At 68.4% G+C, this 20,970-nt stretch carries 18 protein-coding genes and 1 tRNA gene; 4 read left to right on the top strand and 15 right to left on the bottom strand.

Going from position 1 to position 20,970, the window contains the following annotated elements; all coding sequences use genetic code 11:
• Nucleotides 1-37: 37 nt before the first annotated feature.
• From MKD50_RS20565 to MKD50_RS20550, 4 genes are all read right to left on the bottom strand, one after another.
• On the bottom strand, nucleotides 38-697 hold the full coding sequence (locus tag MKD50_RS20565; protein ID WP_240073872.1) for an amino acid ABC transporter permease: 660 nt from the start codon (nucleotides 695-697) through the stop codon (nucleotides 38-40).
• A 132-nt stretch (nucleotides 698-829) separates the two neighbouring features.
• On the bottom strand, nucleotides 830-1,651 hold the full coding sequence (locus MKD50_RS20560) for a transporter substrate-binding domain-containing protein (protein WP_115706274.1): 822 nt from the start codon (nucleotides 1,649-1,651) through the stop codon (nucleotides 830-832).
• A gap of 193 nt (nucleotides 1,652-1,844) precedes the next feature.
• The gene (locus MKD50_RS20555) at nucleotides 1,845-2,756 is read right to left on the bottom strand and encodes a glutamate/aspartate ABC transporter substrate-binding protein (RefSeq protein WP_115706570.1); all 912 of its coding nucleotides are present in this window, start codon (nucleotides 2,754-2,756) and stop codon (nucleotides 1,845-1,847) included.
• Nucleotides 2,757-2,860: 104 nt separating this feature from the next.
• Nucleotides 2,861-4,144, bottom strand: coding sequence for a D-amino acid dehydrogenase (locus MKD50_RS20550; protein ID WP_252668484.1), 1,284 nt, complete (start codon nucleotides 4,142-4,144; stop codon nucleotides 2,861-2,863).
• A 182-nt stretch (nucleotides 4,145-4,326) separates the two neighbouring features.
• Here MKD50_RS20550 and MKD50_RS20545 point away from each other — a divergent pair, with 182 nt between their 5' ends.
• Together MKD50_RS20545 and paeA are read left to right on the top strand one after the other, a co-directional pair.
• Nucleotides 4,327-5,292 carry a LysR substrate-binding domain-containing protein gene (locus tag MKD50_RS20545; protein ID WP_115706569.1) on the top strand — a complete coding sequence of 322 codons (966 nt, stop codon included), beginning with the start codon at nucleotides 4,327-4,329 and terminating at the stop codon, nucleotides 5,290-5,292.
• A gap of 83 nt (nucleotides 5,293-5,375) precedes the next feature.
• A complete protein-coding gene (gene paeA, locus MKD50_RS20540) occupies nucleotides 5,376-6,695 on the top strand; it encodes a polyamine export protein PaeA (RefSeq protein WP_252668483.1) in 1,320 nt (439 codons plus the stop codon).
• Here paeA and MKD50_RS20535 read toward each other — a convergent pair.
• The 6 genes from MKD50_RS20535 to MKD50_RS20510 all read right to left on the bottom strand — a co-directional run bounded on the left by MKD50_RS20535 (nucleotide 6,577) and on the right by MKD50_RS20510 (nucleotide 12,986).
• Nucleotides 6,577-7,707 (bottom strand): phosphatase PAP2 family protein, encoded by a 1,131-nt coding sequence (locus MKD50_RS20535; protein WP_371925380.1) that lies wholly within the window; start codon nucleotides 7,705-7,707, stop codon nucleotides 6,577-6,579. The genes paeA and MKD50_RS20535 overlap by 119 nt on opposite strands.
• A complete protein-coding gene (locus MKD50_RS20530; protein WP_252668482.1) occupies nucleotides 7,700-8,647 on the bottom strand; it encodes a DUF1653 domain-containing protein in 948 nt (315 codons plus the stop codon). The genes MKD50_RS20535 and MKD50_RS20530 overlap by 8 nt, the downstream gene beginning before the upstream one ends.
• Before the next feature lie 168 nt (nucleotides 8,648-8,815).
• Nucleotides 8,816-8,905, bottom strand: a tRNA-Ser gene (locus MKD50_RS20525).
• Nucleotides 8,906-9,006: 101 nt separating this feature from the next.
• Complete coding sequence (gene serS, locus MKD50_RS20520; protein WP_115706270.1) at nucleotides 9,007-10,311, bottom strand: serine--tRNA ligase; 1,305 nt, start codon at nucleotides 10,309-10,311, stop codon at nucleotides 9,007-9,009.
• 100 nt (nucleotides 10,312-10,411) lie between these two features.
• Nucleotides 10,412-11,776 (bottom strand): replication-associated recombination protein A, encoded by a 1,365-nt coding sequence (locus tag MKD50_RS20515; protein ID WP_115706269.1) that lies wholly within the window; start codon nucleotides 11,774-11,776, stop codon nucleotides 10,412-10,414.
• Nucleotides 11,777-11,852: 76 nt separating this feature from the next.
• On the bottom strand, nucleotides 11,853-12,986 hold the full coding sequence (locus MKD50_RS20510; protein WP_252668481.1) for an ABC transporter ATP-binding protein: 1,134 nt from the start codon (nucleotides 12,984-12,986) through the stop codon (nucleotides 11,853-11,855).
• A 153-nt stretch (nucleotides 12,987-13,139) separates the two neighbouring features.
• Between MKD50_RS20510 and MKD50_RS20505 the strand changes: the two genes are divergently transcribed.
• Nucleotides 13,140-14,783, top strand: coding sequence for an ABC transporter permease (locus MKD50_RS20505; protein WP_252668479.1), 1,644 nt, complete (start codon nucleotides 13,140-13,142; stop codon nucleotides 14,781-14,783).
• Between the two features lie 105 nt (nucleotides 14,784-14,888).
• A complete protein-coding gene (locus MKD50_RS20500; protein ID WP_252668477.1) occupies nucleotides 14,889-15,560 on the top strand; it encodes a hypothetical protein in 672 nt (223 codons plus the stop codon).
• Between the two features lie 135 nt (nucleotides 15,561-15,695).
• Here MKD50_RS20500 and MKD50_RS20495 read toward each other — a convergent pair whose 3' ends face one another.
• The 5 genes from MKD50_RS20495 to MKD50_RS20475 form a co-directional block, all read right to left on the bottom strand.
• Nucleotides 15,696-16,733, bottom strand: a complete 1,038-nt coding sequence (locus MKD50_RS20495) for a Fe(3+) ABC transporter substrate-binding protein (RefSeq protein ID WP_252668475.1) — start codon at nucleotides 16,731-16,733, stop codon at nucleotides 15,696-15,698.
• A gap of 184 nt (nucleotides 16,734-16,917) precedes the next feature.
• On the bottom strand, nucleotides 16,918-17,274 hold the full coding sequence (locus tag MKD50_RS20490) for a hypothetical protein (protein ID WP_371925379.1): 357 nt from the start codon (nucleotides 17,272-17,274) through the stop codon (nucleotides 16,918-16,920).
• Between the two features lie 93 nt (nucleotides 17,275-17,367).
• Complete coding sequence (locus tag MKD50_RS20485; RefSeq protein ID WP_252668473.1) at nucleotides 17,368-17,805, bottom strand: hypothetical protein; 438 nt, start codon at nucleotides 17,803-17,805, stop codon at nucleotides 17,368-17,370.
• 8 nt (nucleotides 17,806-17,813) lie between these two features.
• On the bottom strand, nucleotides 17,814-18,449 hold the full coding sequence (gene lolA, locus MKD50_RS20480; RefSeq protein WP_115706264.1) for an outer membrane lipoprotein chaperone LolA: 636 nt from the start codon (nucleotides 18,447-18,449) through the stop codon (nucleotides 17,814-17,816).
• Between the two features lie 162 nt (nucleotides 18,450-18,611).
• Nucleotides 18,612-20,948, bottom strand: a complete 2,337-nt coding sequence (locus MKD50_RS20475; RefSeq protein WP_115706263.1) for a DNA translocase FtsK — start codon at nucleotides 20,946-20,948, stop codon at nucleotides 18,612-18,614.
• Nucleotides 20,949-20,970 lie beyond the last annotated feature (22 nt).

Genomic DNA, 20,970 nt, shown 5'->3' with positions numbered 1-20,970 from the left:
ACCCCACACCGCTCTCCTCTTCCCTGTCGGTGGAGACTCAATGCCGCCCGGGCAGCGACAACCTCCGCTCCAGCCGGTGCTGCAGCCCTGACAAGCCCGTGCTCAATATCCAATAGATCGCCGCCACCGCCAGATACAGCGGCAACGGCTGGTAGGTGGCGGCAATCACCTCCTGCGCGGTGCGCAGCAGCTCGGTGACGGTAATGACCGATACCAGCGACGTATCCTTGATCAGGCTGATCAGGCTGTTCGACAGGCTTGGCACCGCCAGCCGCAGCGCCTGCGGACCCACCACGTAGCGCAGCGCCTGCGCCGGCGTCAGGCCCAGGCTGTAGGCCGCCAGCCACTGCCCGCGCGCCACGCCCAGGATGGCGCCGCGCATGCTCTCAGACAAATAGGCGCCGACGTTCAGGCTCAGCGTCAGCACGCCCGCGGGCGTCGGCTCCAGCGCGATGCCGATGCCGGGAAGCCCGTAATAGACCACGAAGATCTGCACCAGCAGCGGCGTGCCGCGCATGATGCTGACGTAGCCCCGCGCCACCCCCTTGAGCGCACGGCTATGGCTGATGCCCATCAGCGCCACCACCGTGCCCAGCATCAGCCCGAACACCATCGACCACAATGCGAACTTGATGGTCAGCAGCGTGCCCTGCAGCAACACGGGCAGGGAGTCGATGACGAGCTGGAGAGCGGACATGGCGTGGCGGCGCGAAAAGGATCAGCAATAAAAGGGCACAAAGCAAAGCGGCGCGGCAGCCATGCAGGCCGCCGCGCCGCGACATGATAACGCCCTGCCGGCCGGCTTACTTGGCCAGCTTACTTGGCCGGCTTACTTGATCGGCTTGCCGGCGGGCTTGGTCACATCGGTGCCGAACCACTTCACCGACAGCTTGCCGAGCGTGCCGTCCTTGGCCAGGTCTTCCAGCGCATGGTTGATCGCCTGCGCGAACTTGGGATTGTCCTTGCGGAACGGGATCGCCACCTGCGTGGTGGCGCCCGCCACGATCGCGCCCGGGCGCAGCGGCAGGTTGGCGGTCTTGACCAGGTACGCGACCATCAGCCGGTCGTTCAGCGCGGCGTCGACGCGCTGTGCCGCCAGGTCGCGCAGGTACTCGGGCGCGCCGGGGTAAGTCTTGACCTCGATGCCGGCCACCGACTTGGCCAGGTCGTTGTAGTTGCTGCCCAGGCTGACGCCGAGCTTGTGGCCTTTCAGGTCTTCCAGCGACTTGAACTGGCGCTTGTCATCCTTGCGCTGGATCAGCTGCGCATCCGAGTAGACGTAGGGCGTGGAAAAATCCAGCACCTGCTGGCGCTGCGGCGTGACGTTGACCTGGTTGACGATGACATCGAACTTGCCCGCCTGCAGGCCGGCGATGATGCCGCTCCATTCGGTGGTGACGAACTCCGGCTTGACGCCGAGCTTGCCCGCCACCGCCCGCGCCACGTCGACGTCGAAGCCTTCCAGCTCGTTCTTTGCGCCACGGAAGCCGAACGGGGGATAGGTGCCCTCCAGCCCGATCTTCAGCACACCGGCCTGCTTGACGGTGTCGAGCAGGTCGGCGGCATGGGCCGCGGTGGCCGCCAGGCCGGCGCCGGCCACCAGGGAAGCGGCCAGCAGGGATTTGAACCAGCCAGTACGAAACGATCGCATATGTTCTCCAGTCGATGCGGATAAGCAGTGTGGGGCAGCGCCCGCCGGCCTCTTTTGGAGCGCCGCCGGCTGTTGTGCTGCTATGAGCCTATATCGGGCTCAACACTACCGCAAACACTATCGAATGCTAAATATCGATTCATCATGGCTAAATAACCGCGGGGACCGGTTCCGCCCCGCGGCCCGCCCCGACCTACTGGTAGGCCTTGTCGTTAGGCGCCGCGAACAGCGCCTTCATGTCGGCCGACAGCGGGTAGTTCATGTTGATGCCGCGCGGCGGGATCGGTGCCATGAACCACTTGTTGTACAGCTTCTCGGCGCGGCCGCTGGTCTGCAGGTCGGCGATCACACCGTCGGCCAGCTTCTTGAACGAGGGATCGTCCTTGCGGAACATGCAGGCGTAGTTCTCGGTCTGCAGCGGCGCGCCCACCACCACCCAGTCCGCGGCGTTCTTGGCCTTGGTGCGCTCGCCGTAGAGCAGCGGCTCGTCCATCACGAACGCGGCGGCACGGCCGGTTTCCAGGATCAGGAAGGACTGGCCGTGGTCCTTGGTGCTGATCAGGTTCATGTTCATGGCCTTCTCGCCGTTCATCTTGACCAGCAGTCGCTCGCCGGTGGTGCCCGCCGTGGTGACCACGTTGCGGTCCTTCAGGTCGGCAAACTCCTTCACGCCCGAATCCTTCTTGGTCAGCATCTTGATGCCGTAGACGAACAGGCTGTTGGAGAACGCGACCTGCTTCTGCCGCTCGAGGTTGTTGGTGGTGCTGCCGCATTCGATGTCGATGGTGCCGTTCTGCACCAGCGGAATGCGGTTCTGCGAGGTGATCGGCGTCAGGCGCACCTGCAGGTTGGGCATCTTCAGCTCGCTCTTCACCTTGTCGACGATCTGCAGCAGGATCTCATGCGAGTAGCCCATGACCTCCTTGCCGTCGGTGTACGAGAACGGGATCGACGATTCGCGATAGCCGAGCGAGATCACGCCGCTGTCCTTGATCTTCTTCAGCGTATCGCCGTCGGCGGCATGGGCGGCGCCGGCGGCCAGCAGCAGCGTGGCGGCCGCAAGCGCGCGGCGGGTGGCGCATCGATGGGGGTGCAGTGTTTGCATGTGGCGCTCCTTGTAGTGGGGCTTGGTCATTGAGGCATGCTTCATGGACAGCTTCAGGTACTGCGGACTTGCCGGTACGGCAACAACCCTGCTCGGCCGCGGCGCTAGGCGCGCGCGGCGTCGAAATCTTCTGCGTCGATGGCGGGACGGCGCCCCGCCAGGCGGTCGGCCAGCAGGCCGGCACTGCCCATCGCCAGCGTAAACCCCAGCGCGCCGTGGCCCAGGTTGAGCCACAGCCCCGACACCCGCGACGGCCCCACCAGCGGCAGCCCGTCCGGCGTGGCCGGACGCAGCCCGGCCCACGGCTGCAGCTGCGCCAGCGGCTGGTCCGGCACGATGCCGGGAAACAGCGCGCGGGTCTGGGCCACCAGCGTGCCGACCCGTTCCGGATCGATACGGGTGCCGCCGCGCACCAGGTCGGCCATGCCCGCCACCCGCAGTGTATTGCCGATCCGGGCATAAACGATCTTGTTGGCAAAATCCGTCACGCTGATATGCGGCGCGGGCGCGCCGCCGGAAAGCGGCACCGTGATGCTGTAGCCCTTGAGCGGCCACAGCATCGGTCGTACCCCGAGCGGACGCAGCAGCGGCACGCTGCCGATGCCGCCCGACATGATCACCACGTCGGCGGGCACCACCCCCGCCGGCGTGCGCACCCCGATGACGCGGCCGCCCTGCTGCACCAGTCCTTGCACCACGGTGCCAAAGCGCAGCGACACGCCCGCGTACCCGCCATCCTGCAGCAACCGTGCCAGCGACATGCAGAAGCGATGGCAGTCGCCCACCTCCTCGCTCGGGGTATGGATGGCGCCGGCGATGTCGTCGCGGATGCCGGCCAGCGCCGGCTCCAGCGCCACGCAGGCAGTACGGTCCAGCGCCTGCTGTTCGCAGCCCAGGCTGGCCTGGTAGTCCAGCAGCCGGCAGGCCGAATCGAACGCCGCCGCGTCGCGGTGCACCACCAGCTTGCCGCGCCGCGCAAAATTGAAACCGGCGCCGCCGTCGTCATGCTGGTGCCGCGCCACGAAGGCCTGCATCAGGTCGCGCGAATAGAAGCCCAGCCGCAGCAGCTTGCGCGTGGTCGCCTCACTGGTGGCGGCGTTGCAGGCGGACATGAAGGCAGCCAGCCAGCGCCATTGCGCCGGGTCTGCCGCCGGGCGAAAGCGCATCGGCGAATCGCGCCGCAGCAGCCAGCCCGGCACCTTGGCCATCACGCCCGGCCCCGCCAGCGGCGCCACATAGCTGTAGCTGAGTTGCCCGCCATTGGCAAAGCTGGTTTCCTCGCCGGGGCCGTGGTGGCGCTCGAGCACCGTCACCTGGTGGCCTTCCTCGGCCAGGCGCCATGCCGTGGTCATGCCCACCACGCCCGCGCCCACGATCACCACCTGCATTGCCTTTCCTTTGCTTGCGTCCATCAGGCAGAGCGTAGTGCAAGCGCGCCGGCTTGCCCAATGCGAATACGTGCCAGAATATGTCTTCAGGCTATGGGCGCGCCAACCGCCTATTGCCACCTTGCCACGCCCTTTCCACCACGCCTTTTCCACCACGCCTTTTCCACCACGCCCTCGATACCATGCGCCTGCGCCAGATCGAAGTGTTCCGCGCCGTGATGCTGACCGGCACTGTCAGCGAGGCCGCGCGGCTGCTGCACGTGTCGCAGCCGGTGGTCACGCGCGTGCTGCAGCATGCCGAGGCCTCGCTCGGCTTCCGCCTGTTCGAGCGCGTGCGCGGACGGCTGCAGGCAACACCCGAGGCCAACGCGCTGTATGGGGATGTCGAAAGGCTATATGGCGAGATCGAACGCGTGCGCAGAGTCTCGGAAAGCCTGCGCCACAAGGGTGCGGGCCGGCTGCGCGTCGCCGCCACGCCGAGCCTGGCCAACCCGCTGCTGGTGCCGGCGGTGCGCAGCTTCTGCGCGCGCCACCCCGACACCCAGGTGCAGGTGCTGACGCACCATACCGACGAGATCGTCGGCGCGTTGCTGGCCAACCAGATCGACCTCGGCTTCGCTTTCGCCCCACCCCGCCACGAGGCCATCTCGAGCGAGCCTGTGGCGAGCGGCCGCATGCTGCTGGCGGTGCCGCGCGCGCAGCCGCTACCCAGCGGCGGGCGCCGCCGCGTGGCGCCGATGCAGCGGCTGATGGAGCGTGCCTTTATCGGCTATGACGACAACAGCTCGCTGGGCCTGCTGGTGCGCCAGACCCTGGCGCGGCACGCGCTGGAACCGCGCTCGACGCTGGAGGTGCAGACCTACTCGCTGGCGCTGGCGCTGGTCGACGCCGGCCTGGGCATGACGCTGCTGGACCAGTACACCGCGCTCAGCGCCAGCGCTGAGCGTGTCGCACTGCATGACGTGGCGCCGGTGCTGCCGTTCGAGATCCAGATGCTGCGCGCCAGCCACCGCGCCGGCTCGAGCCTGGCCGACGACCTGCGCAACCAGTTCGCGCAGGCCGCCGCGGCGCTGGCGGCAACGCTGCCGCAGCGGCTGGAGGCGCCTACGGCAAGCTTCGACGCCGCCCCCGCCAGGCGGCGCGACTGACGGGAGCACAGATTGACAGCCGCGCGCGCCGTGCACCATCATCAAGCCGCCTGCAGGCACAACCTGCCAGCGCAATCCTGCCTATGTTCGTCCTGACCCTGATCCTGCTCGTCCTTGTCAGCGCGTTCTTCTCGATCTCCGAGATCGCGCTGACCGCTGCCCGCCGCACCAAGCTGCAAGTGCTGTCCGAACGCGGCGACGGCCGCGCCACGCGCGTGCTGCTGCTCAAGGAAGAGCCCGGGAACTTCTTCACCATCGTGCAGATCGGGGTCAACAGCGTCGCCATCCTGGCCGGTATCCTGGGCGAGAAGCATGTGTCCGACCTGCTGCTGGAAACGTTGTCGCCCTACATGCAGGTGGTGCACGCGCAGCGTGCCGCCAATATCGGCTCGTTCCTGATCGTGACGCTGCTGTTCATCCAGTTTGCCGACCTGATCCCCAAGCGCATCGCCATGACCTTTCCCGAGGCCTGCGCGCTCGCCGTGATCGATCCGATGCTGACGCTGCTGCGCGTGCTCAGGCCGCTGGTATGGATCTTCAACGCCGCCGCCGATGCCATGCTGCGGCTGCTGCGGCTGCCGACCAAGCCGGTCGACCAGATCACCACCGAAGACATCGCCGCGATGGTCGATGCCGGCGCCGAGGCCGGCGTGCTGCACAAGCATGAGCTGCATCTGATCGAGAACGTGTTCGAACTCGACTTCAAGGGCATCACCGCGATCATGACGCCGCGCGACGAGGTGGTCTACCTGAGCCTGGACGAACCCGCCGACAGCGTGCGCCGCAAGCTGGTCAACCAGCCGCACGCGCAATACCCGGTGTGCGGGCATGATCTGGACGACGTGCAGGGCTATATCGATTCCAAGGACATCCTGCAACTGCTGCTGGCCGACGAAAGCGCCGCGGTGATGGGCAATATCGGCCGCTACCACGACAAGAATGTGCTGGTGATTCCCGACACCCTGACCCTGTCCGAGTCGCTGACGCGCTTCCGCGAGATGCACCAGAGCTTTGCCGTGGTCATGAACGAGTACGGGCTGGTGGTGGGCATCGTCACGCTGGACGACATCGTCGGCGCGCTGATGGGCGACATCCTCTATTCGAGCGAAGACGAGCAGATCGTGCGGCGCGACGACAGCTCGTGGCTGGTCGATGGCCTGACGCCGCTGGTCGACCTGAAGAAGGCGCTGGAACTCGATACTCTGCCCGGCGAGGACTATGTCGATACCGCGGCCGGGCTGGTGATCTATGCGCTCAAGCGCATCCCGAAGAAGTCCGAGTCGATCACCGTGGCGGGCTATCGCTTCGAAGTGCTGGACATCGACCATCACAAGATCGACCAGCTGCTGGTGTCGCGCCTGCCGCAAGTACCCGAGGCAGAAGCGGCGACGACGCCAGCGTAGCCGCGCCGGCCTGGCGATAGCGCTCGAGCGTATCCGGCAGGCGGAACCACGCCACGTAGCCGAAGGCAGCCACCACCGCAACCGCCGCCACCAAGCCGAGCCGCGACGGCGCCACCGAGCCCCGCGGCGCCGGCCCGTGCAGCGTGCGGTAGGCCGTGCCCAGCAGCGCGATCCACGCCAGCCCGAGCGCATAGCCCGCGGCCACGTCGGACAGCCAGTGCATGCCCAGGTACAGCCGCGACACGCCGATCGCCGCCACCGCCACCACGGTCAGCGCCAGCACCGGAATGCGCACGCGCCACGGCTGGCGCAGGCACATCAGGAAGGCCAGGAAGCCGTAGGTGACCATGCTGCTGGTGGCGTGACCGCTGGGGAAGGAGTACGACTCGAGGCCGCTGTAGATGCTGGCGGGACGCACCCGCGCCATGCCGAGCTTTAGCGCCATCACGCAGGCGCGCGCGCCGAGCAGCGCGGCCGCCCAGTACAGCGCCACGATCCAGGCCCGGCGCCAGCACAGCCACGCGAACACCGCCACGCCCACTGCCACGGAAATGCGACCGCCGCCGAGCTCGGTCACGCCCACCATCGCCAGGTCGAGCCAGTCGCTGCGCAAGGCGCGCAGGCCCGCGAACACCTGCTGGTCGAGGCGCACCACGTCCGCGTTCTCCGCGACCTCGCCGGCCAGCCAGAACAGCGCGCTGCCGCAGGCCAGCAGCACGGCGCCGGCCAGCAGCACCAGCAGCAGCTCGGCCACGTCGCGCTCGAGCACGCGCAGCGTAAGCGCGTCCAGCCGCCGCGGCCGCGCCGCCACGCGCGACGACAGTGCGCCCGCACCCCACACGCGCCAGCGGTCCAGCCAGCGCAACACGGGCCGCAACAGCGCCACCAGCACCGGCACCAGGCCCAGCAGCAGCAATGTCACCAGCGCAAACAGCGCAAGCAGCCCCAGCGCCGTGCCCGGCGTAAGCCAGGCCTGCACCAGGGCGCCCATGCGCGCCGGCGCGTCAGCCACCGGAGGCCCCCGCCGTGCCGGCGCTGGCGCCGATCCTGGCGAGATTGGCGCGGGCCGGGGCCTCGCAATCGGCGAACGCCGCGGTCAGGAACAGTCGCGGGCGCTGCGCCAGGTGGTCCAGGAATGCCGCGCGGCGGCGCATGAACTCGGCCCACAGCGCATCGCCCTGCAAGCCGGTGCGCGCGGCCAGCAGGGCGCGGTTCTCGGCGAAGACGTCGAGGCTATGGGCATTGAACACGTCCGGCGGCGCGGCCAGCCTGAGCAGGTCGAGATCGAGCACGGTGTCGGCGCCCGCGCAGCTGGGTCGATGGCCGCGCGTATCGAGCACGATCTGCGCGGCATGCTCCAGCACTGCGCGTGCTTCGCCTGGCGCAACGGATTCGATCATGGCGGCCGAGGCCGCTTCGTTGTGCTCGCAGCCCGGCACATAGACCGCGTCATGGCACAGCACCGCCAGCGCCTGCGCCCGGTCCAGCGCCACGCCGCGCGCATGGGCGGCCTCGAACATCTCCAGGATATGGCGGCGGTCGTGGTAGCGGCGGTAAGGCGTGTCGTGCAGCGCCAGCACATCGAGCACCGCCTGGCGCGGCAGAAACTCCAGGCAGGCCAGCGCCGCGGGCCAGTCCGGCGCGAAGCGCGGTACCTCGCCCTGCGGCGTCGCCACCGGCTCGCTGAACACATCGGCGCGGCGCACCCACAGCAAGGACGGATCGCGCATGGCGCGGTAGACCACCACCGGCGCCAGGTCGGCCTCGAAGCGGCCGATGCCTACCGCTGAATAGGCGCCGCCCTTGTAATGCCGGTACGGCATGCCGTAGACCAGGTCGGGATCGGCCGGAAGTTCGGACGGATCGCCGTGAAAAGCCTGGGAGGCCGATGCGGCGGCTGCTTTGTCGTGGAGCTGGGTCATGGTGCGGCGTCCTGCGTTGCGGATCGCCATGATAGTGCACCGGCCCGCGCGTCCGGCGGCAGCCAGGCGCCACTCGTGGCCGCACCACAAAACCGGCCGCGGAAAAAACAAAACCGACGCGCACTTTCGTGGGCGTCGGCCTGAGTTTTACTACGCTGTTGTTGCCTGCCGGTGGTCGATGCCGACAGCTTCTTGTTTTGGCGGAGAGGGTGGGATTCGAACCCACGGTACCGTCGCCGGTACGCCTGATTTCGAGTCAGGTACATTCGACCACTCTGCCACCTCTCCGGTAACTTGTTGCCGTGTGGCGAAACCGAGATTATAGCCACGCTCGGCCCGCCGATGCAAGAGGCTGACAGCAGATTTTTTCGGCGCCTTATTGCCGTGCCTTAGAGTTCCGGCTCCAGGCGGGTGGTGCCGCCCATGTACGGCTGCAGCGCGGCCGGCACCGTGACCGAGCCGTCGGCGTTCTGGTAGTTTTCCAGGATCGCCACCAGCGTGCGGCCGACGGCCAGGCCCGAGCCGTTCAGCGTGTGCACCAGTTCCGGCTTGCCCTGCCCGGTGCGCATGCGCGCCTGCATGCGGCGCGCCTGGAAATCCCCCATGTTGGAGCACGAGCTGATCTCGCGGTAGGTGTTCTGCGCGGGAATCCACACTTCGAGGTCGTAGGTCTTGGTGCTGCCGAAGCCCATGTCGCCGGTGCACAGCACGATGGTGCGGAACGGCAGCTCCAGCTTCTTCAGGATCGCCTCGGCGTGGCCGGTCAGCTGCTCCAGTGCGTCGAAGGACTGGTCGGCGGGCACTACCTGGACCAGCTCGACCTTGTCGAACTGGTGCTGGCGGATCATGCCGCGGGTGTCCTTGCCGTACGAACCGGCTTCGGAGCGGAAGCACGGCGTATGCGCGACGAAGCGCAGCGGCAGCTTCTCGCCGGCGACGATGGCGTCGCGCACGATGTTGGTCAACGGCACCTCGGCGGTGGGGATCAGGTAGAAGTTTTCGATGCGCTCGCCTTCCTCGCTACCGACCTTGCGCGGCACCTTGAACAGGTCTTCCTCGAACTTGGGCAGCTGGCCGGTGCCGCGCATCGACGCGGCGTTGACGATGTACGGCACGTACATCTCGGTGTAGCCGTGCTCCTGCGTATGGGTGTCGAGCATCAGCTGCACCAGCGCGCGGTGCAGGCGCGCCATGCCGCCGCGCAGCATCGAGAAGCGCGAACCGGTGACCTTGACCGCGGTGTCGAAGTCCAGCCCCAGCTTCTCGCCCACGTCGACATGGTCGCGCACGGCGAAGTCGAACTGGCGCGGCTCGCCGACGCGGCGCACCTCGACGTTCTGGGTCTCGTCGTTGCCCACCGGCACGCTGTCGTGCGGCAGGTTCGGGATCGACAGCATCAGCTCGCCCAGGTGCGCCTGGATTTCATCCAGCCGCGCGGCCGAGGCCTTGAGCGTGTCGCCGATGCCGCCCACTTCCGCCATCACGGCCGAGGCATCCTCGCCCTTGCCCTTGAGCATGCCGATCTGCTTGGACAGGCTGTTGCGGCGCGCCTGCAGTTCCTCGGTCTGGGTCTGCAGTTGCTTGCGTTCGGCCTCGAGTGCCTGGAACGCCGCCACGTCGAGTTGGAAGCCGCGCGTGGCAAGGCGTTGCGCCACGTTGTCGATGTCTTTGCGGAACAGCTGGATGTCGAGCATGTTGCTAAGGTGAAGTGCAGGGCCAGCGACATGCCGGCGGACCCGCCATTTTACTGCACCCGCACGGCCCGGCACGAGCGAACTGTGCCCGACCGCCTGCCTACTCCCCGGACTTGCCGCCCTTGCCGCCATCCTTCGCCTTCGCGGCGCGCTGTTCGCGATGCCAGGCCTCGTCCAGCTCGCGCAGGTGGCGCAGCTTCTCGGCAATCTTGCCTTCCAGCCCGCGCGGCACCGGCTGGTACCAGCCCTGGGCCTTGAGGTCGTCGGGGAAGTAATGCTCGCCGGCGGCATAGGCCTCGGGCTCGTCGTGCGCGTAGCGGTAGGCGTGGCCGTAGCCCAGCTCCTTCATCAGCCGGGTCGGCGCATTGCGCAGGTGCACCGGCACCGCGCGCGACTTGTCCTTGGCAACGAAGGCGCGCGCCGCGTTGTAGGCGTTGTAGCCCGCGTTGGACTTGGGCGCGACCGCCAGGTAGATCAGCGCCTGGCCCAGCGCCAGTTCGCCCTCGGGCGAGCCCAGCCGCTCGTAAGTCTCGGCCGCGTCCAGCGTAATGCGCGCGGCGCGCGGATCGGCCAGGCCGATATCCTCCCACGCCATGCGCACGATGCGGCGCGCCAGGTAGCGCGGGTCGGCGCCGCCGTCGATCATGCGGCAGAACCAGTACAGCGCGGCGTCGGGATCCGAGCCGCGCACCGACTTGTGCAGCGCGCTGATCTGGTCGTAGAAGGCATCGCCGCCCTTGTCGAAGCGGCGCAGGTTCTCGGACAAGGCGCTGCCCAGCAGCGCGGTGTCGATCTGCGCGGCGCCGGCCGTGCGCGCGGCGCGCGCCACGATCTCGATGTTGTTCAGCAGCTTGCGCCCGTCGCCGTCGGCCGAGGCGACGATCAGCTGCAGCGCTTCGTCCTGCCAGCTGATGCCGCCGAGCTCCTCGGAGGCGCGCAGCGCCAGTTGGGTCAGCTCGGCATCGTCCAGGCTCTTGAGCACATAGACCGCCGCGCGCGACAGCAAGGCGCCGTTGACCTCGAACGACGGGTTCTCGGTGGTGGCGCCGATAAACGTGAACAAGCCGCTTTCCACATGCGGCAGGAACGCGTCCTGCTGGCTCTTGTTGAAGCGGTGCACCTCGTCGACGAACACCAGCGTGCGCCGGCCATGGGCGCGGAACTGCTCGGCGCGCTCGACCGCCTCGCGGATGTCCTTGACCCCCGACAGCACCGCCGACAGCGCGATGAATTCGGCATCGAACGCATCCGCCATCAGCCGCGCCAGCGTAGTCTTGCCCACCCCGGGCGGACCCCACAGGATCATCGAATGCGGCTCGCCGGACTCGAACGCCACGCGCAGCGGCTTGCCCGCGCCAAGCAGGTGCTGCTGCCCGATCACCTCGTCGATGGTGCGCGGGCGCAGGCGCTCCGCCAGCGGTTGCCGGGAACGGTCGGGAGATTCGGAAAACAGCGTGTCCGCCACGGTAGTCAGGCCCTGTCAGTGCGCAAGATGCAGAACGCCACAGTGTAGACCATCGGCGCCGGCCGCTTGCGCGCGCTCAGGCGGCAAACGCCACCACGTCCTCGATCTCGACGCGGATGCCGATGCGCTCGCCCACGGCGTGGTTGTGGTGCGAGGGCACCAGCGCCAGCACGCGCCCGCCGCTGGCCAGGCGCAGCGTGTACAGGATCTCGGCGCCGCGGAAGGCCTTGTGCACGACCTCGGCGCGCATCGGGCTGGCGTCGTCATGGATGATGTCGTCGGGGCGCACCAGCACGTCGACCGCCGCGCCGGTCGGCAGGTCCAGCGGCACGGCCGGGCGCAGCAGGCCCAGTTCCAGCTCGATCTGCGCGGTATCGCGCACCCGCCCGGCCATCAGCACGCCCTGGCCGATAAAGCCGGCGACGAAGCGCGACGCCGGGCGGTGGTACAGGTCGTGCGCGCTGCCCCATTGCTCGATCACGCCGTCGTGCATCACGCCGATCTCGTCGGCCATGGCGAAGGCCTCGTGCTGGTCATGCGTGACCAGAATGGCGGTGGTGCCCTGCGCCTTCAGGATCGCGCGCACTTCCAGGCTCAGGCGTTCGCGCAGGTCGACGTCGAGGTTGGAGAATGGCTCGTCGAGCAGCAGCAATTCCGGGCGCGGCGCCAGCGCGCGTGCAAGCGCGACGCGCTGCTGCTGGCCACCCGACAACTCGTGCGGATACTGGCGTCCGGCGCCGTCCAGGCCTACCAGCTGCAACACCTCGTCCACCCGCGCCGCGCGCTCAGTCCGGCTGGCACGGGTCAGCCCGAAGCCGACGTTGGCTGCGACGTCCAGGTGCGGAAACAGCGCGTAGTCCTGGAACACCATGCCGATGCGGCGCTGCTCCGGCGCCAGCAGCGCGCCCGACGAGGACACGGTCTGCCCGTCCAGCACGATGCGTCCGTCCTGCAGCGGCTCGAAGCCGGCAATCGCCCGCAGCACCGTGGTCTTGCCGCAGCCGCTGGGGCCCAGCAGGCAGGCGATATGGCCACGCACCACCGCAAACGACAGGCCCTTGACCACCGCATGGCGGCCGAAGGCGTGGCGGATACGATCCACCTCGATCACGGCCGGGGCGGGAACGGCGGCATCCAGGGCATTGGCACGGGTGGCCGGACGACTGCGCGCCTGGGCGCCGGGCAGTCGTGAATAGGAATCGGTTCGCATGTGCGCATTATAGGGAGGTGCCGGCGAACTGCGGCCCGCACATGACCTCCCGCGGCGCGCCGGCGGCGCCGGCATTGCTAGAATGCGTCAGCCCGCACACTGCGCCGCCCGGCACAGGTCCGGCGGGCGGCACTTTGCTCACTGTTCCCGCGCATGCTCCTGTCCAGCCGCCGCCGCTTCCATCCCCTGACCCTGGCCACCGTGGCGATGGCGCTGCTGATCGCCGTGCCGGTGCTGGTGATCGCCTCGGCCGTGCTGCTGCCCGCCGGCGACACCTGGCGCCACCTGATCGACACGGTGCTGGCCGAGTACGTGCTCAATACCGTCTGGCTGCTGTGCGGCGTCGCCGCAGGCGTGCTGCTGCTGGGCGTGACCACTGCCTGGCTGGTCTCGACCTGCCGTTTCCCCGGCCACGCCGTGATGGAATGGGCGCTGGTGCTGCCGATGGCGATGCCGGCCTATGTGATCGCCTACGCCTATACCGACGCGCTGCAGTTCGCCGGCCCGGTGCAGGGCTGGCTGCGCGAGCTGACCGGCTGGCGCGCGCGCGAATACTGGTTTCCCGAGATCCGCTCGCTCGGCGGCGCGATCGCGCTGTTCTCGCTGGTGCTGTACCCGTATGTCTACCTGACCGCGCGCGCCGCCTTCCTGCAGCAGACCCAGAACACGCTCGAGGCCGCGCGCCTGCTCGGCCACGGCACCTGGAGCCGGCTCTGGCGCGTGGTACTGCCGCTGGCACGCCCGGGCATCGTCGCCGGCACCGCGCTGGCGATGATGGAGACGCTGGCGGACTTCGGCACCGTCGCTTATTTCGCCATCCCGACCTTCTCCACCGGCATCTACCGCGCCTGGTTCTCGCTGGGCGACAAGAACGCCGCGGCGCAGCTGTCGGCCTGCATGCTGCTGTTCGTCGCCGCGATCTTGCTGATGGAGCGCGCCAGCCGCGGCCGCGCGCAGGTGTTCGGCAACCAGCGCCGCGCCGCGGCCTGGACGCTGGACGGCGCGCAAGGCTGGCTGGCGCTCGTGGCATGCCTGGTGCCGGTGCTGCTGGGCTTCGTGGTGCCCGCGCTGATGCTGTGCCGCATGGCCTTTACCGATGGCGACGCTCAGCTCGGCCCGCGCTTTGTCGGCCTGGTGCGCAACAGCTTCCTGCTCGCCAGTGCCACCGCGCTGGCGGCGGTGGCGGTCGCGCTGGCGGTTGGCTATGCCGCGCGCGCCGTCAACGGCAAGCGCAGCTGGCTGATGCGCGGCCTGACCCGGGTCTGCGGCATGGGCTATGCGCTGCCGGGCTCGGTCATCGCGGTGGGGGTGCTGGTGCCGGTGGCGCGGCTGGACAATGCGCTGTCGGCCTGGCTGCAGCAGCAGTTCGGGGTCTCGGTGGGGCTGCTGCTGACCGGCGGCATCGCCGCGCTGGTCTACGCGCTGCTGGTGCGCTTCCTGGGCGTGGCGCTGCAGACCGTCAATGCCGGGCTGGGCAAGATTACGCCCAGCATGGACGCCGCCGCGCGCAGCCTGGGCCACGGTCCCGGCGCCACGCTGCGGCGCGTGCATTTGCCGATGCTGCGCGGCAGCCTGCTGACCGCCGCGCTGATCGTCTTTGTCGACGTAATGAAGGAGTTGCCGGCGACCTTCGTGATGCGGCCGTTCAATTTCGACACGCTGGCGGTGCAGGCCTACAACCTGGCCGCCGACGAGCGCCTGACCGAGGCCGCCACCGCCTCGCTGGTGATCGTGGCGGTCGGGCTGCTGCCGGTGATCTTGCTGTCGCGCACGATCCGCCGCCAGGCCCAGCGCTGAGCCGCAACGGTTGCGCTAAAGTCGCGCGCCCCTCGCGCCGATAGCCTCTTATGGCCCGGCATCCGCCCGGGCGCGACCCGCGGCATGCCCGCCGCGCAAGAGCCTATGCTGCGATATCACATCCTGCTGTTCAAGTTGAACCGGCTCAGCCGCACCAGGCTGAGCGGCGTGGAAGAAGTCTCGCTGGCCGGACAGCTGGCCGAGATGATCGGCTCGGCCGACACCGCCACGCGCGTGATCGACGACTTGTTCGACCACGCCAACCCGCAGGTACGCCGCATCGCCCTCAATGCGGTCCGCCGCGCGCGGCAATTCTCCGCACCCGCGCTGCAGCCCGCGCTGGTGCGCCGCATGGCCGATGCCGAGGCGGCGGTGCGCCACGATGCCGTGTGGATCGTGCAGGAAACCCGCATGGACGGCGCCGAACTGCGCGCCGCGCTGCGCCGGCTGGCCGGCAAGGTGCAACTGCCATGGGATGCCGAGCGCGCCCGCGCCAACCCGGGCGATACCGCGCTGGCGGCACAGGTGCGGGCACGCATGGCGCTGGACAAGCTGCTGGAGAAGAGCGCCGCAGAGCGCAACCAGGCGCTGGCGGCAATGGCGCTGGGCTCGGCCTCGGAACAGCCCTATGCCGAAGGCACGGTCGGCCACAAGGGACTGCTGCATCGGGCGCTGGTGCGGCGGCAGGCGGGGCGGCGGCTCAACAGCAGTGTCAAGCTGACGTTCCGCAAGGTCGAACCGACGCAGGTGACAGGAAACAAGCGGTTCTTGCTGTGACCGCGTCTGGCTGCTGACACCTCAGCAACCGCTTGTTTGCTCCCTCTCCCGCTTGCGGGAGAGGGTCGGGGTGAGGGCGGGAGCGTCCACGAAGTTCGGAGGTCCTCATGCTTGCCACACGCCGCCCTCCCCCTTTTACTTGAATCCCGCCCGATCCACCAGCTTCTGCGCCTGCGGCTGGTACTTGCCCAGCTCGGCCACGTTGATGGTGTCGGACTTGAACTCGCCCAGCGCTTCGAGCACGGGGTTGCTGACCTTCACGCCCTTCACCACCGGCCATTCGTTGTTGCCGTCGGCAAAGTAGCGCTGCGCCTCGTCGCTGGCCAGGTACTCCAGGAACTTGACCGCCGCGTCCTTGTTGGGCGCGTGCTTGAGCACGCCGCCGCCGGAGACGTTCATGTGCACGCCCTGGCTCGACTGGTTGGGCCACACCACGCCCAGCTTGTCGGCCACGGCCTTGTCTTCGGGCTTGGTCGACTTCAGCAGCCGCGCGATGTAGTAGGTGTTGGCGATGGCCACGTCGCACTCGCCCGCGGCAACGGCCTTGAGCTGGTCGGTGTCGCCGCCCTTGGGCACGCGCGCCAGGTTGGCTGCCACGCCGCGCGCCCATTGCTCGGTGCGGGCCTCGCCGTCGTGGGCGATCAGGCTGGAAATCAGCGACAGGTTGTAGACATGGCCGCTGGAACGCGTGCAGACCTTGCCCTTCCACTTGGGATCGGCCAGGTCTTCATAGCTGGCGATGTCGCCGGCCTTGACCGCGGCCTTGTTGTAGGCGATCACGCGGCCGCGGGCCGAGAAGCCGAACCACTCGCCGTTGGGATCGCGGTAGTTGGCCGGGATGCGCGACTCCAGCACCTTCGACTTCACCGGCGCGAACACCCCGGCCTGCTGGGCGCGCCACAGGCGCCCGATATCCACCGTGATGAACACGTCCGCCGGGCTATTGGCGCCTTCGTTGCGGATGCGCTCCAGCAGCGGATCTTCCTGGCCTTCGATGCGGTTGATCTTGATGCCGGTCTGCCTGGTGAAGTTGGCGTACAACGCCTCGTCGGTCTGGTAGTGCCGTGCGGTGTAGAGGTTGAGCACCTTTTCCTGGGCCGCCGCGGCAAGCGGCAGCGTCAGCAGGGCCAGTGCCGCGGCGCGCGGCAGCAAGGTTCGGATGGTGGTTTTCACGCGGTTGGCTCCCCAGCATGGTTTGGGCAGCCGCCGGGCACCCCCAAGGCCGCCCGGTGTTTGGATTCCGGTTAGCGGAAAACAATATTGATTCTTGTTCAGGCGGTCAAATTACATTTCTGTCATGTTGGGCGGCGCTTGCGCCGCGTCAAGGTGACTGGTCAACACCGCCTGGCCGGCGACCTCAGCCGCGGCGCACCCACACCACCTTGCCGGCCTTGATCCCGAGGGTGCGCCGCTGCGGGTTGTAGTCCATGGTGCCGGGGAACTGCTGGCCGTCGCGTTCGCCCAGGCGCCACGCGCAACCTTGCAGCAGGCCGATGACTTCGGCCTCGGGCTTGCCGACCAGCGCATCGTCGGCCAGCTTGTCCGCGGCGCAGCCGGCCGGCGTGCCGAGCGAACCTTGCGGGCCCGGCGCCGGTGCCGGCGCCGCCCCTGGCTCCGCCGGGGCGGCCGCACAGCCAGCCAGCAACGCGCCGCCCGCGGCCAGCCACAGCAGTCGATGGGTGCGGCTGCGCATCGTGGCCAGTATCGTGATCAAGGGGCTCTCCTGTCAGGGGTGTCGAGTCAGAGGATTCTGGGACACATGGCCCCGTATAGGGTTCAGGCCGCATTGAGCGGCAACGGCGATGCCTTAGCCCCTGGCGCGCCTGGCCAGGGTCTTCATTGCATCGGCCGGCAACGGGCCGTGGCAGGTGCGCTCGCCGCCAGCCTCGCTGACCACCAGCCATACCTGGCCTGACGGGTCCTTCGGGTGCAGCAGCCAGGCCGGGCCGCGCGCGTTGCTGCTCGGCGGCAGGTCTTCCAGCACGCCGGTGCTGGCCGATTGCAACATCACCGCGCATTCGGTGGCGGGCACGCGGGTGGCCGACAGAAAGGCCGGATTGCCGACCACTTCGGGCAACGCCGAGTCCGGCGCGCCCAGGAAGGCATCGACATCGAACTTGCTGGCGCCGCCGCCGCTGCTGGCGCATGCCGCCAGCGCGAGCACGCCAGCGCCGGCCAGCAACGCCGCGCCACCGCGACGATATGTTCCGCCCGCTCCTGCCGGTCCTTCGTGCGCATCGATCATGGCGGCCCTCATTGCTTCATCACGTCGGCGCCCTTGGGCACCGTGAACCGGAATGCATCGGCCGCCAGGGGCGGGTTCTTCTGCATGCCGGTGAAGCTCAGCAGCGTGGTGTTGCCGAACGCGTCGCGCAGCTCCATCGCCTCGAGATTGCCGGCCTTGAAGCCGATGCCAATGCGCTCGAACTGGGTGTCCTTGGCCTTGGGCGTCAGCTCCAGCCACTCCACGCCATCGCGCGTCGGCCCGTTCCTGACCACGAAGTTCTTATCGAGGTCGTTGCTGCCGAACAGGATCGCCGCCGGGCTGGAGCCCAGCGCGCCGTCGAGCTTGCGCTCGGTGACCTGGTTCAGGTCCTTGTCATAGATGTACAGGGTCTGGCCGTCGGCCTGCAGCAGTTGCTCGTAGGGCTTGGTATAGCGCCAGGTGAACTTGCCCGGGCGCGAGAACACGAAGGTGCCGCTGGAGGTGCCGGTCACCTTGACGTTGGCGCCCTGCCCCTTGACCTGGCGCTGCGTGAATTCGCCGCGCGCGCTCTTGACGCCGGTCACAAAGCTCTGCAACTGGTCGGTGGCGGCGGCGTGGGCCGGCGCCTGCAGCGCAAACATCGCCAGCGCGGCGCAAGCCGACACGAGGATGCGGTTTGGCATGGTTGGGGTCCTGGTAGTTGTAGGGTTGGTGCTGCGCCCCGCCGTATCGCATACGGGCCGGGCGCGTGCGACCTGTCCTTTTAGAGCCGCCGTCAGCGCGGGGATTCCGCGCGCCACGCGCCGCCGGGTAACGGGATATTACGAAGCCCGTGCGAGCGGCGCTCAGTCATCTTCGCGCGCGGCGCCGCCACCCTGCACCAGGATGTCGCGGTTGCCGTTGCCCGACATGGCCGAGACCAGCCCGGCCTTCTCCATGTCCTCGAGCAGCCGCGCGGCGCGGTTGTAGCCGATGCGCAGGTGGCGCTGCACCAGCGAGATCGACGCGCGCCGGTTCTTCAGCACCACCTCGACCGCCTGGTCGTACAGCGGATCGGCTTCGCCGCCGCCACCGCCGATGCCGGCGCCGCCGCCGAAACCGTCGCCACCGCCGCCGTCATCGGTCAGCCCGCCTTCGAGGATGCCCTCGATGTAGTTGGCCTCTCCCGACTCCTTGAGCTTTTCCACCACCCGGTGGACTTCGTCGTCCGAGACAAAGGCGCCGTGCACGCGCACCGGCAGGCCCGTGCCGGGCGCCAGGTAAAGCATGTCGCCCATGCCCAGCAGGGTTTCGGCGCCCTGCTGGTCGAGGATGGTGCGCGAATCGATCTTGCTGCTGACCTGGAATGCGATCCGGGTCGGCACGTTGGCTTTGATCAGGCCGGTGATCACGTCCACCGACGGGCGCTGCGTGGCCAGCACCAGGTGCAGTCCCGCAGCACGCGCCTTCTGCGCGATGCGCGCGATCAGTTCTTCCACCTTCTTGCCGACCACCATCATCAGGTCGGCCAGTTCGTCGATGACGATGACGATGGTAGGCAGCTTGTCCAGCGGCTCCGGCGCGTCCGGGGTCAGGCTGAACGGGTTCGGGATCTTCTCTTCCTTCGCCGCGGCCTCGTCGATCTTCTTGTTGTAGCCGGCCAGGTTGCGCACGCCCAGCTTGCTCATCAGCTTGTAGCGGCGCTCCATCTCGCCGACGGCCCAGTTCAGCGCGTTGCCGGCCTGGCGCATGTCGGTCACCACCGGGCACAGCAGGTGCGGAATGCCCTCGTAGACGCTCATTTCAAGCATCTTCGGGTCGATCAGAATCAGGCGCACGCTTTCGGGCTTGGCCTTGTACAGCAGCGACAGGATCATCGCGTTGATGCCCACCGACTTGCCCGAGCCGGTGGTGCCGGCCACCATGCAGTGCGGCATGCGCGCCAGGTCAGCCACCATCGGCTTGCCGGCGATGTCCTTGCCCAGCGCCATGGTCAGGCTGGACGCGCTCTCGTTGTAGACCTGCGAGCCCAGGATTTCCGACAGGCGCACGGTCTGGCGCTTCGGGTTGGGCAGCTCCAGCCCCATGTAGTTCTTGCCCGGGATGGTCTCGACCACGCGGATCGACACCAGCGACAGCGAACGCGCCAGGTCCCGCGCCAGGTTCACCACCTGGCTGCCCTTGACCCCGGTGGCGGGCTCGATCTCGTAGCGGGTGATGACCGGGCCCGGGTAGGCCGCCACCACCTTGACCTCGACGCCGAAGTCCTTGAGCTTTTTCTCGATCAGGCGCGAGGTGAATTCCAGGGTCTCGGCGCTGACGGTTTCCTGGTGCGGCGGGATCGGGTCCAGCAGCGACAGCGGCGGCAGGTCCGAATCCTGGATATCGGCGAACAGCGGCTGCTGCTTCTCGCGCTCGACGCGCTCGTGCTTGGGCACCGCCTGCGGGCGCACGATCTGCACCGGCGCCGCCTCTTCGATGCGCACGCGCTGCACCTCGACGGTTTCCTTGCGCTCGGTCTTGGCGGCCTCGCCGATGATGCGGTCCTGCTTGCTCTCGCGGCGGGCCTTGAAGCCCAGGAACAGGGTCTCGACAAAGCCGCCGATCTGCTCGGCCACGCTCAGCCACGAGAAATGGAAGAACAGCGACAGCCCGATCGCCAGCAGCAGCAACAGCAGCAGGGTCGCGCCGGTAAAGCCCAGCGCCACCTGCAGCCAGCCGCCGAGCAGGTCGCCCAGCACCCCGCCGGGCGCGCGCGGCAGCGCGGCGCGCAGCGGATACATGCGGATCGCCTCCAGGCCCATGCTGGAGAACAGGGTCAGCACGAAGCCGATCCAGCTGACGGTTACGCCCTGGCGATGCAGGCCGTGGTCCGTGCGCTCGGGCAGTTCGGCGGTCAGCGTGCGCCAGCCGCGCCAGCAGCGGCGCACCAGCAGCACCGCCAGCCAGTAGGCGGAAAAGCCGAAGATGAAGAACAGCACATCCGCCACCCAGGCGCCGACGCGGCCGCCCAGGTTATGGATATCGGCCACCTGGTTGGCATGGGACCAGCCGGGATCGGTCTTGCTGTAGCTGGCCAGCACGCACAGGAAACCCAGCGTGACCGCCAGCAGCAGGAACCAGCGGACTTCGCCCAGCAGTTTGCCGATGCGGGATGGCAAGGCTGAGGGATCGGTGCGGGTGGTCGTGGTAGCTCGGGCCATGCCTGGTTGAAACTCGCGTGTT

It is taken from the genome of Cupriavidus mimosae, from assembly GCF_023952485.1.
Lineage (GTDB): Bacteria > Pseudomonadota > Gammaproteobacteria > Burkholderiales > Burkholderiaceae > Cupriavidus > Cupriavidus taiwanensis_C.
This window is presented reverse-complemented; position numbering and strand designations above follow the sequence as displayed.